The organism is Bacillus sp. 01N45 (genome assembly GCF_056399205.1).
Map to the genome: position 1 here is coordinate 32655 of NZ_JBFTQW010000001.1, position 12183 is coordinate 44837.

The following is a 12183-nucleotide window of genomic DNA, read 5'->3' on the forward strand; positions in this document are numbered from 1 at the left end:
TAGCCTATAACAATCAAAAGATCAGCTAGAAAGAGGATTCTCATCATTTTATATGCAATTTTGCATCTCCGCTTGCAAATCACTAAAAAACCTTTACAATTCAAAGGATGACTAAATATACAATTTCTATTTAAAATCTTGATGCAATACATACTATCAAACGCAATGTTTTTTTAATTTTAAGAAGTATTAAACTCTTCAATACTTTCCTTATAAACAAGATTTTTACAAGGAAATCTGATACAATTTTTAAGTAATATTATTATGTATAGATATTACGAATATAGTGCATAATTAAAGAAGGTGATTTTATTGAAATTAAATAAAAATTTACAACTATGTATATTAATCGGAACATTAATATGCTATTCAATCTATTTTATATTTTTTTATCTGTTCCCTACTCATTTTTCAAATTCGGATGTACGCTTCGCTTCACTTATTGTTGAAGCCATTACATTTGTATCACTAATTTATTCTATATATTCTAAAAAAGTCAGTTCAAATCCGTTTTGGATATGTATCACGATAGCAATTGGGAGTTTTTTATTAGGTAAAATAGTATATACATATCAAGATAGTTTCTTCGAAATTCCAATACATCGTTTTACTATTTCTGATGTATTTTACATGTTTTTTCTACTCTTTTGTCTTATCGCTTTCAGTTATAAAATTTTAAAAGAATGCGATAAATGGGAAAAAACGTTCTTTATTTGTGATATATGTATAGTACTTACTTCCATATTCACATTAGAGTGGTATTTATTTAATCAACCAAATTTAAATATATTCTCTCTTTCACTAGGCGATGTTTTCCTTTCATTTCTATATCCAATTGCAGATTTATTGTTTCTTCTACTAGGCGTTAGTCTCTTTTTCCGTCCGACAATTTTTAATTCTAAACGGAAGATTTATATCTTTATTTTTGTATTGATAAGTTCTGCAACTTTTAACTATATTTATTTTTACTTAAATAACCATTTAGCAACTGAAACGATAACATTATTACGTCTTTTATATAGAATACCTATATTATTTATTGCAATAGCTGGATCTATTTCAGCAGATCGTAATAGCCATAAAAATTATTTCATTGTTAACCCTATAATAGGAAAAAAGGCTTTAGTTGTATTTCCCTATCTTGCTGTTGCAATACTAATCGGGTTTACATTAAAAGAACAAACATCATCCTCAACTCTCATTACAGGAAATTGTATTACTTTTATTTTCGTACTCATTCGTCATTCTATTGTACGTATGCAAAACAATTCCCTAACAAAACGTTTACAGGCATTCAATGCACAACTAGAAGAAAAGGTGACTTTACGGACTTCTGATTTAGTTCATAAATCAGAGGCTCTATCTCAAAAACAACAAAAGTTTAAATCGTTATATGAATATCACCCTGATCCTATTTTTACAATTGATTTACATGGCGTATTCTTAAATGTAAATCAAGCCGGAAGTATACTACTTGGAGCACCAACAGATGAGTTACTCGGTGAAACTTGTTTTTCGATTATTTTAGATGAAGACAAACATAAACTAACATCTGCATTAGAAAAGGTGAAACAACAAGAATCGGCATACTTACAACTAAGTTCTAAATATAAAGATGGTTTTACTTATTTTTTATACGTTACCATCGTCCCTATTATAATAGACGGACAAATTTCAGGAAGTTATATTATGGTAAAAGATATTACCGCACTAAAAAAGCAACAAGAAGAAATAAAGTATTTAGCATTCCATGATACGGTAACGAAAATTGGGAACCGTGCCTTTTTCCATAAGAAATTAAAAAGAGTTATAAAAAATGCTAAAACAACAGACAGTGAGTTCGCATTATTATACTTAGATTTAGATCGCTTTAAAGCAATTAACGATACACTTGGACATTCGGCAGGAGATCACATATTAGAAGAAGTAGCGAAGCGATTCCAATCATGTCTTCCATCACATACTCATCTGTCAAGAATCGGTGGCGATGAATTTACAATCTTAATTGAAAACTATACTGACGAAGATTCCTTATTCGATTTATGCAACCAGTTATTTGAATGCATGGAAAAACCGTTTGTCATACATGAGCATACATTAACTTTATCACTTAGTATCGGCATCGCTATTTATCCACATTCCGGAATCGATACCGCTACACTTTTGAAAAACGCTAATGTTGCAATGTATGATGCAAAGGCAAAAGAGCTTAACTCTGTCTCTATTTATGACGATGTAATCGCTAAAAAAATTGAAAGACGATTACGATTAGAAAAAGATTTACCAAACGCAATACAAAATGAAGAATTGTTCCTTTTGTATCAACCTCAAGTTGATAGTGAATCTAATAAAATTATCGGTGCAGAAGCTCTAATCAGGTGGAATCATCCTGAATTAGGCGTTATTTCTCCATATGAATTTATTCCGATTGCTGAAGAAACACTACAAATTATTCCAATAGGAAAATGGACATTGCAGCAGGCTTGTGAGCAAATGAAACGTTGGCACACACTCGGATATTCTCATTTAAAAATTGGTGTAAACTTATCTGCTAAAGAATTTGAACAAGAAGATTTTGTAAAGTCTATTTCTTCTACATTAGCAACTACAGGCTTACCGGCAAGTTCTCTCGACCTTGAATTAACAGAGCGCATTGCAATGATGGATGAGCGAGAAACATTGATAAAGCTCCGCACACTAAAGGGTTTAGGAGTTCACATTTCAATCGACGACTTTGGTACAGGTTATTCTTCACTAGCGTATTTACCTTTATATCCAATAGATACGTTAAAAATCCCAAGAGAATTTATTACAATGTCTGAAACGTGTGAAGATGGAATGGAAATTATTAAAACGATTATCACATTAGCACATACATTAGAAATGTCTGTCATTGCAGAAGGTGTAGAAACGAAAGAACATGTGAATTTCCTTCAAAAAAATAAATGTCAGTTTATTCAAGGTTACTATTATAGTAAACCTATCCATACTCATGCATTTACTGAGCTATTAGAAATCGGTATTCACCTATAGTATATTGCTAATATGGATAAGTAATAATGAATTTGAACAACTATAGTAAAAAGGAAAGAAGATATCTTCTTTCCTTTTGTTTTTTTATTTAAATTTCTATTCCTTCACCACTTCATTTATTATATCTATTAATTGATGAATCCCCTCATCATTTGTTTTCTTATATCCATTCATGTTTTGAATATATCTCTCCTTATTTGTATACAACTTATTTACTGCATGTATGAATACATTCGTACTTATCCTGTCCTGGATTATAACTTCCGCATATCCTTGCCGAGAAAAATATTCAGCATTTAAAACTTGATCTCCCCTACTAGAACTGTTAGTTAACGGGATAAGCAACATCGGTTTCTTCAAAAATAGCAATTCAGAAATAGCAGTAGAACCTGCTCTAGAAACTACAACACTCGCCATATTTAGTATATGCGGCAACTCGTCCCCTATATACTCAAATTGCATATAACCTTCCATACCAATAGATGAATCCACCTTCCCTTTACCGCACATATGAACAATATTAAAATTTAATAGTAATTTTTCCAAACTTCCCCTTACCATATCATTTATCCATTGAGCACCTTGACTCCCACCCATAATTAACAATACTGGTTTATCTTGCTGAAATTTACAATAGCTTCTTCCCCGCAATACATTGCCCCTCTCAATTTCTTCCCTTACAATTGGTCCTACATAAACCTTCTTCTCATTACTTACATTTTCTCCTGTCTGAGGAAATGTTGTGCATAGTTTTGTAGTAAAAGGTAATGCTATTTTATTTGCTAATCCTAACGTACTATCTGGTTCACGTATTATTACAGGTACTTTATTCATCCACGCTCCTATTACTACAGGAACGGACACAAATCCTCCTGCCGAAAAAACAACATCTGGTTTTATTCGTTTCATCAATTTATAACTTTGTATGCAACCTTTTATTATTTTAAAAGGATCTTTAAAGTTCTCCCAATCCCAATATCTCCTAAGCTTCCCCGTTGAAATACTATTGTATTTCACATTTTGAACTAATAGTTTTTCAATTCCATTTTGAGATCCAATATACTCAATTCCCCATCCTTTTTCCATAAATTTAGGAATCAATACCATATTAATCATTACGTGTCCGGCTGTACCGCCCCCAGTAAAGAGAATCTTTTTATTCATAATTTATATCCACCTTTATCATTAAAAATCTTGTTTTATACTAATCTATTAAATGTAAGTAAACTTACTATTATTTATATAAACATTTAGCTCAAACCCTATATCTTGCAAAAAATCTTTAATAAGATCATAAAAATCATTTCCATACTCACTACATTCATACTGAGCAAAGACTTGAATTACAGGCCTAGTTCCTGTACCTATTACTGGATTTTTCCTATCACCCTTTTTACCTTCCACATAGGCTTGACATTTATTTATCGCCTCATAGATACACAAAACATGCTCTTCCTCATCTTTCCAGTCCAGCGTATCAACAATTAAAAGAAATAGCGTATTTTGATTATCCATTGTTTTATAGCCATTCATATATTTCTTACACCCTTTTCATTTTTCATTGAATGCAGATTTCACTACACTTCGCATACTCGAGTACATCTTTTAATGATTGATGGAATTGAATTTCTGGGACCCAACCTAACCTTTTTATATCCTCTATTACTAAACTCTCATTTGATTCGCTTCCACTATGCTCTGCTTCTTTTATGGAAAAACTCAGCTGTGTTAATTCTTTGTATTGTTCTATTACATCTAATAAAGACCGTTTTATCCCTGATCCAATATTATATTGTTTTCCATTTATTCCATCGCGCAATAACACATGATACGCTTTAACCGCATCACGTACATCTAGAAAATCCCTACTATCTTTCAAACTGTTTACTTCAATAATTGCTTCACTTTTATTCGACTCTATAGTTATCATTTTTTTTGCAAGAATAGAACAAATACCATTCGATACTCCTGGACCAATTAAATTCGAGGGCTTTGCAATGATAATATTTGAATTCATTAATTCACTCCACGCCTCTGCAATAATGACTTGCATCGTTTTACTTAAACTATATGGATTTGAAATTTTTATATTGCTCATACTATCTGCTTGCAAAGCAGATCCTATAACCAATGTTCTACAGTGAGGTACTTCTTGCTTAATTGCTTCTAATAAATATAACGTCCCTATTACATTAACCTCTACATATTCAAGAGCAGCTGTCCAAGACTCTATGACCGAATTCTTTCCTGCTAAATGCAATACATAATCTGGCTTTATTTGTTTCATTACCTTCATTACTTCGCTCTTATTAGTTAAATTACAAGTAATACCATTCCCAATTATTTCTCTATGTGCACGATTTTGAAACATAGGAATTACATGAAAGCCCTGCTCTAAAAAATATTGGCAAGCATGGCGTCCTGTGAAACCATTTGCACCAGTTATTAAAAGACTCGCATTTTTTTTCATCGTAAAAACCCTCCTTTTAATAACATTTGTTTCACCTCGTGTTTTGTAAGTAAGTCTTGTTGAGAACTAAAACTCTTCACATCCACAAGCGGATAGCTAGCATAATATTCTTGCAGTCCTTCTATAGGAATAGTCGGTAGTACCACAAAATAATTTTGATCAAAACTTATACTTGTTTTACTCTCTACCTCAGATAAAAGCATTTCACTTAATTTTTCACCCGGTCTTATCCCTACTTCTTTTACCTTCACGTTTTCCTTTTTCGAATCTTCAATTAACACTTCTGCTAAATCTGTTATTTTACATGCCGGCATTTTCATAACAAAGATTTCCCCACCTCTACCTTGATATACGGCTTTAAATAACAATCCAACAGCATCTTCAATCGTTAAGAAAAATCTAGTCATATTTGCATCGGTAATCCCTACTTGTAAAGATTTTTTAATTTGTTTTTTAAAGAGTGGTACCACACTTCCGCTCGTCCCCAAAACATTTCCACCACGAACACAAATGAATTTTGTTTTCTTCGTTTGCATATTCGCATGCACCATTAACTTCTCACCAATTGCTTTTGTCATCCCATACGTATTTGATGGATCGGCTGCTTTATCCGTTGAAACATATATAACTTTCTCAACTTGCATCTGTATAGATGCTTCAATTACATTTTGTGTACCATGTATATTTGTTTTTATAGCTTCATAAGGATAATACTCACATACTGGAACATGTTTTAAAGCTGCAAGATGGAATACATAATGGACACCTTGGCATGCATAGACTAGTTGATCTTTATCACGAATATCTCCAATAATAAATTTTAATCTATCATCATTTATAAACTGTTGCTGCATTTCAAACTGAACCGTTTCATTTCTTGAAAAAACTCTAATTTCTTTCGGTGATTTTTCTAATAATTGTTTTATAAGTTCCTGTCCCCACGAACCTGTACCACCAGTAATTAAAATTATTTTATTTAGCATTTCTTTTCCTCCTACCACACATTTCAATTAAAATTGTATTTATAAAATTTATTGAATTATTTTCAATTGATTTAAATCATAATTGTCGTTTGTTACATTTAATTGACAAAATAAAAAAAACAGAAACTATTAAAAATAGTTTCTGTTTTTTATTTCACCTCACAACAGTAAGATTTTTTATACCTTTTGCATGATAACTAAACCCTTATAAAAAACACCGCTCATTTATTTCTTATACTCGTAATAAAATAAATAGAACGATTCATAGCCAATAATCATGTTTAAATTTATGAAAATGGAGGTAACGGAATGTACCGAAGCAATTCAAATCATACATATAACGGACCTTCCAAAGCACTGCCTCTCTCCCTATTTGATGTAAAAAATGAATTAAAACAAAAAAGCAAACTCATACATTCTGGCTCGATGTATAAATTAACGAAAGAAGAGCAACTCATCATCAACAACATAAAAATACAAACTGAACAGCTAAATAAAAATAATGTGACAAGAACACGAGCATACTACCAATTTTACACTCAATATCCAGAAATACATTGGGCACTACTTGGGCATATGGTATCACGTAACGGCGGTTGGAATATGACTGATTTAAAGGGCGATTTATATACGAAAATTTTATCAGAGAAAGATCAAATCACATTTTTTTCTTTTTTAGAAAGAGGGAATTGGCTTATTTTCCAAGATGTATATCCTCAATTTCTGCTTTATGAACAAAGTGTGAAAAGAGCACAAAAGCTATTTCACCTTCTCCCTCACCTAAATGTTTCTACATTTATGGAAACGATGTGGAACGATTTTTGGAAAACAGGTAACAAAAAAACATTAGCCATTGCAACTATTATTAATGAGCAACACTACTTAGAAAAAAGAGTGATTCAAAATATACAATTTAAAAAGACTGTACTTAATAGTATTGGATTTAAACTCTTTGATTTCTTTCAATTTAATCATATTCTTTTCCCATTCTACGAAAATGATAAGAAACTCAAAGTATTACTATTTGGTGATACAATGAAACATTTCACTTCCTTACACGAACGAATCTTAATTGGAAAAAGGTTGTATTCATTATTATTTCGAGACACACATGTTTTATCTCAAATAATAAGCTGGGCCCAGCACCATCCGCATACAGGATCAAGGAAAGATTACTGGCCTCATTTATTTTCAAGTGTCAATGAATCTTTTTCCCGTGAGTTTTATAAGCGTCGAATAAAGAAATGCCAGTTGCGTAGTGGCGCTTATCGTATATACAGTCCTGCACTCATCTATGCATGGCGAGATATGAAGCATGAAGAAGTTGACAATGAAGATTGGTTTACGGACTGGCAAGTTGTAAATTACTTAGTAGATAAGGAGGAAAATATAAATGGACAAATTACAGAAGACTACTGTAAAACACTCGAAACAATTGAGTTGGCAATTCTTGCAAAGAAAAACGTCCTCCTTCGAGAAGAAGAATGATTTTCTAGCATTAGCAGTTACAATCTTACTCTCTTCTATTATCGGAACTTGCTTAGATGCTTTCTTTGTTGCGAACCAAATCTATTCCTTTCCCGTTAGACCATTCTCATCCATATTTTCAGTTAACATTGGCTTTACTTTGTTTGTACTACCGATTTTAACAGCTGTTTTTATACAAATTTCCAAAACATTATCTACAATTTCTAGAATTCTACTTATTATTTCAATAGGTATTTTTGCCAGCATTTTTGAACAAGTTGCTGAAAGATTCGGTTTCTTTATTCATAGCTTGGATTGGAATCATACATATTCTTTATTTGGCTATATGATTTTCTTTTCTTTTATTTGGAAAGTATATCATTTCATACAAAAATGAAGAGACCATAATCGATCTCTTCTTAAGCATAATCTTCGGTTATTGCTAATGGTGCAAGAGTTTGAAGACTTTTTGAACGTAAACGATAAGCAACGATTTTCTTCTTATATTGCTTGATTACATCAACATGTTCCTCATGGCTATATAGAGAAAATCTAATCTCTTTATTCCCTTTCTTCGTATCAATAACAAGTGGTGTTCCTTCTCCATGTGGCGGGAAATAATGTTTATCTAAAAATAAAGCTTCATTAAATTCATGAATAACTTGTCGTTTCATTTCTCCCTCTATATTCTTTCCATCTATCGATATAGAGGTATTCTCTTCCTCAAGTTTTTGATGCAATTCAAATCTACTAATAATTGATTCTACAACAGAAGTTGGCATACTAGAAACTAGCACTTTAACAGCGCCAAAAATAAATAAAGTAACTATAAACCATGTTGTCATTTTCTCATCTCCATTACATTTTAAAATATAAATTTCGTTCCATACGGTATGAATATACTAATGAGTATTCCCGTTACAATCATCGTTACCGAACCGATTGTCGCTTCTTTTTCGCCTTCCTTCACGAGACGGCTCACACCGATAATATGTGATGCGCAGCCCATCCCCACTCCTTTTCCAATCGTACTTGTTATTCGGAAAAACTTAAGTACTGTTGGTCCGATAATAGCACCTGTTATCCCTGCAACAACTACAAAACTAGAAGTCATAGATGGAATACCGCCAATTTGATCCGCTAATGAAATAGCAATAGGCATCGTCGCTAATTGCGGCAGTGTTGTTAATATGAGTTCCTTATCTATATTTAACATCCCGCCAATCACTACATTCATACTCGTTAAAACCACTATACCTACCGCTACACCGATAAGTATCGACAAAAAGTTTTTCATCAGTATGTTTCGCTCTTTAAATAAAGGTATCGCTAACGCTACAATTGCAGGACTTAATAAGCCGGAAAGAATATCTCCCCCATTTTCCCTATATTCATGATGAGAAATATCAAAAATTAAAAATAAGCAAATCATACTCGCTGTAACTGTTAACACCGGTAACGTAAATGGAAACGGAATTTTTTTATATAACTTTGTCGCCAATACATACATTACTACAGTAATAATAATTAAGACCATTTGCATCGTGCACCTTGTCGATTTTATTTTTTTGATGTTACTAATAATTGACTTATATATCCTGAAACAATTAAAGTTACTACCGTACTTGCAACTACTAACAGGAATATAATACTCCCCTTACCGAAAAGAAAAGACCCGAATTCCATCAGCCCTGTTGTCGAAGGAATTAGAAATAACGGTAAAAATACGAGTAACTTTTCCGCACCTTCCTCAAACCACTTTAATGGTAAAATACGAGTAGAAAGGAGCAGAAACAGCATTAACATCCCAATTAAACTTCCTGGCATTGATAAATGGAATACTTCCTGAATCCACGTACCAACTAAGCTAAATACATATAGCACGCCTACTTGCAGTAAAAGCGCCACGTACTTCATTTCTTTCCCTCATTTCAATATTACGCATCACTATTATGAGATCTCATTTAACGTTTCCGCAAACCTCGTAATTCCCAGTTGAATTTGTTCGACATCTACTCTCCCAAAAGTAAAACGAATATATTCATTTTTAGTACCTAAAACACTTCCCGGGACAAACGCTACACCATTTCGTATAGATTCGCCTAATAAATGATATTCATCAAATGTTCCTTGCACTTTGCACCATAAATGTATTCCACCCTCTGGAACAAAAAATTCAACCTGGTCCCCTAATATTTCTTCAAGCTTTCTAATTAACACATCTCTTCTGTCTTTCAATTGCTCACGAAGCATTGTAATATGTGCATGAAAATCTTCTGATTCTAAAAATTGATTTGCCACCCACTGTGTAAATACACTATGGCCAAAATCAACTTGCTGTTTTGCATCCGCTAAACGTTCTATTACACGCGTAGGGCCAATTACCCAGCCAATACGTAATCCTGATGCAACAATTTTTGATAATGAACTTATATAAAGAACATTCCCGTTTTGATCCATTGACTTTAATGTAGGATTCACTTCTCCATTAAATGAAGTTAAACTATACGGATCATCTTCTACAATCGGTATACCAAATTCAGAAGACAGCTCTAAAACCTTTTTACGCCTTGCTAATGACAACACAGTTCCCGTTGGATTTTGATAATCTGGATTCAAAAATACCATGCGAATACGATGCTTTTTATGCAAATCAATTAAGTCATCTGGATTCATTCCATGCTGATCAACAGGTAGATGGAATATTTTTAAGCCAGCAGATTTAAACATCGGCAATGAAAAACAATACGACGGATCTTCAATTGCAATCGCGTCTCCTGGTTTTAATAAGCATTGCACGATAAGGTTAAGTGCCTGTTGTGCGCCAGATGTAATAAGGATAGAATTCGAATCTGCTTCAATTTGTTTATATTGCTGAACATGTGCTGCAATTGTTTTTCTCAACATTTCATTTCCAAGCGGATGGTCATAACCGAGGTTTTCCATAAATGTTTTCTCCGACAAAATCGTTCGGAATCTATCGCTCGGAATCAATTCTGGTGACAATTCACCACTCGCTAAATTAATTAAGTCGTCTTTTTGTGTTTCCGTTCTAATTTGTTGAACGAGTGGTACGTTAGGTAAGAACGATCCATCCTCCACGTACCTACCCCAGTTCGGTATTCGTTTATGTGAGACACCCCATATATCTGTATTGACCCTTGTTCCGCTTCCCTTTTGCCGTTCTACTACTCCAAGTGATTTTAATTCTTCATACGCAGCTACTATTGTACTCCGGTTCACCTGTAATTCTTTCGCTAACGTACGCTCAGAAGGTAACTTGCTGTCAGAAGGAAACTCACCTGAAGAAATACCCCTTTCCATATAATCCGCTATTTGTTTATATACAGGCGTCTTATCTGCACGATTTGGTTTCCATTCCACCTTGTTGCCCCCTCTCAAAACGAACTATCCTTGATTCCCTAATAACAGTATTAACTTTAATAATAGTATTAATTAATTACATGATTTAAAAATCTTTCTACCGTCATATTAAAGCTAGTCGGCTGTTCTAAATAAGGTAAGTGTCCACTATTTTTAAACTCAATAAAAGTTGTATTTTTCAAACGTCTTTCAAACTCTCTTACATATTTCTCGGGAACGAAATCATCATTTTCCCCTCTTATAATTAAAGTAGGACATGAAATATTTGAAAGAAACGGTCTTTGATCATAATCTACTAATTCAGCAAATAATCTTTGAATATGCACCGAATTAATAGACTGTAAAGATTGATAAAATCCCCTAACAATTACTTCATTATCTGCTACTCCCATCGCATTCAATAATGTATCCGCCCATGTTTTTCCATTATCGTGTAAGCTAAGTAAATCATATACTTCAATTCGTTCTTTTCGATCTTCAGGCTCCAAATAGGGAAATGCATTTACAACAATTAAACTAGAAACAAAGCCTGGATATTGAATAGCAAAATCGATACCGACTCTAGCTCCTTTTGAAAGACCACACATAACTACTTTTTGTAGCTTTAAATAACTGCATAACTCATACAATACATTTGCATATTCTTTAAAAAGAATTTCCAGCCCTTCCGATTTCCCATGCCCCGGTAAATCAAGAGAAATCACCGTCCAATTCTCTTTGAAATATTGCCTTTGATATAGCCAATTTTTTGCGTTCCCACCAAGACCGTGTAATAACAATATAACAGGGCCCGATCCTTCTATATTGTAAGAAATTTTCCGATTCTTATATTCAAAATACATATTC

Annotated in this window: 12 protein-coding genes; 3 read left to right on the plus strand and 9 right to left on the minus strand. The window is 33.0% G+C overall.

What is annotated here, in order from left to right; translation table 11 throughout:
• The first annotated feature begins 312 nt into the window (after nucleotides 1-312).
• Entirely contained in the window at nucleotides 313-3033 is a 2721-nt protein-coding gene (locus AC1DMU_RS00185; protein ID WP_137014260.1) for a sensor domain-containing phosphodiesterase, read from the plus strand.
• Between the two features lie 96 nt (nucleotides 3034-3129).
• Here the strand turns inward: AC1DMU_RS00185 and AC1DMU_RS00190 are convergent, their stop codons facing one another.
• From AC1DMU_RS00190 to AC1DMU_RS00205, 4 genes are read right to left on the minus strand one after another with little or no spacing between them, the layout of a single operon-like run.
• Entirely contained in the window at nucleotides 3130-4197 is a 1068-nt protein-coding gene (locus AC1DMU_RS00190; RefSeq protein WP_087985008.1) for an undecaprenyldiphospho-muramoylpentapeptide beta-N-acetylglucosaminyltransferase, read from the minus strand.
• A gap of 48 nt (nucleotides 4198-4245) precedes the next feature.
• Nucleotides 4246-4566 carry a DUF6572 domain-containing protein gene (locus AC1DMU_RS00195; protein ID WP_060487512.1) on the minus strand — a complete coding sequence of 107 codons (321 nt, stop codon included), beginning with the start codon at nucleotides 4564-4566 and terminating at the stop codon, nucleotides 4246-4248.
• A 25-nt stretch (nucleotides 4567-4591) separates the two neighbouring features.
• Nucleotides 4592-5503, minus strand: coding sequence for an SDR family oxidoreductase (locus AC1DMU_RS00200; protein WP_060487513.1), 912 nt, complete (start codon nucleotides 5501-5503; stop codon nucleotides 4592-4594).
• Nucleotides 5500-6486 carry a UDP-N-acetylglucosamine 4,6-dehydratase family protein gene (locus AC1DMU_RS00205; RefSeq protein ID WP_088064259.1) on the minus strand — a complete coding sequence of 329 codons (987 nt, stop codon included), beginning with the start codon at nucleotides 6484-6486 and terminating at the stop codon, nucleotides 5500-5502. Before AC1DMU_RS00205 ends, AC1DMU_RS00200 begins: the two co-directional genes overlap by 4 nt.
• A 309-nt stretch (nucleotides 6487-6795) precedes the next feature.
• Here AC1DMU_RS00205 and AC1DMU_RS00210 point away from each other — a divergent pair, with 309 nt between their 5' ends.
• Nucleotides 6796-7974, plus strand: coding sequence for a DUF2515 domain-containing protein (locus AC1DMU_RS00210; protein WP_087985011.1), 1179 nt, complete (start codon nucleotides 6796-6798; stop codon nucleotides 7972-7974).
• Nucleotides 7937-8350: a CBO0543 family protein gene (locus AC1DMU_RS00215; RefSeq protein ID WP_137035405.1), complete on the plus strand. Its 414-nt coding sequence runs from the start codon at nucleotides 7937-7939 to the stop codon at nucleotides 8348-8350. Before AC1DMU_RS00210 ends, AC1DMU_RS00215 begins: the two co-directional genes overlap by 38 nt.
• A gap of 22 nt (nucleotides 8351-8372) precedes the next feature.
• Here AC1DMU_RS00215 and AC1DMU_RS00220 read toward each other — a convergent pair whose 3' ends face one another.
• The 5 genes from AC1DMU_RS00220 to AC1DMU_RS00240 form a co-directional block, all read right to left on the minus strand.
• Nucleotides 8373-8798 (minus strand): YfmQ family protein, encoded by a 426-nt coding sequence (locus tag AC1DMU_RS00220; protein ID WP_088064260.1) that lies wholly within the window; start codon nucleotides 8796-8798, stop codon nucleotides 8373-8375.
• 20 nt (nucleotides 8799-8818) lie between these two features.
• Nucleotides 8819-9490 (minus strand): LrgB family protein, encoded by a 672-nt coding sequence (locus AC1DMU_RS00225; RefSeq protein ID WP_060487517.1) that lies wholly within the window; start codon nucleotides 9488-9490, stop codon nucleotides 8819-8821.
• Nucleotides 9491-9513: 23 nt separating this feature from the next.
• Nucleotides 9514-9870 carry a CidA/LrgA family holin-like protein gene (locus tag AC1DMU_RS00230; RefSeq protein WP_060487518.1) on the minus strand — a complete coding sequence of 119 codons (357 nt, stop codon included), beginning with the start codon at nucleotides 9868-9870 and terminating at the stop codon, nucleotides 9514-9516.
• Nucleotides 9871-9903: 33 nt separating this feature from the next.
• On the minus strand, nucleotides 9904-11337 hold the full coding sequence (gene pdxR / locus AC1DMU_RS00235) for a MocR-like pyridoxine biosynthesis transcription factor PdxR (RefSeq protein ID WP_048545917.1): 1434 nt from the start codon (nucleotides 11335-11337) through the stop codon (nucleotides 9904-9906).
• Between the two features lie 68 nt (nucleotides 11338-11405).
• The gene (locus AC1DMU_RS00240; protein WP_476941450.1) at nucleotides 11406-12179 is read right to left on the minus strand and encodes an alpha/beta fold hydrolase; all 774 of its coding nucleotides are present in this window, start codon (nucleotides 12177-12179) and stop codon (nucleotides 11406-11408) included.
• Nucleotides 12180-12183 lie beyond the last annotated feature (4 nt).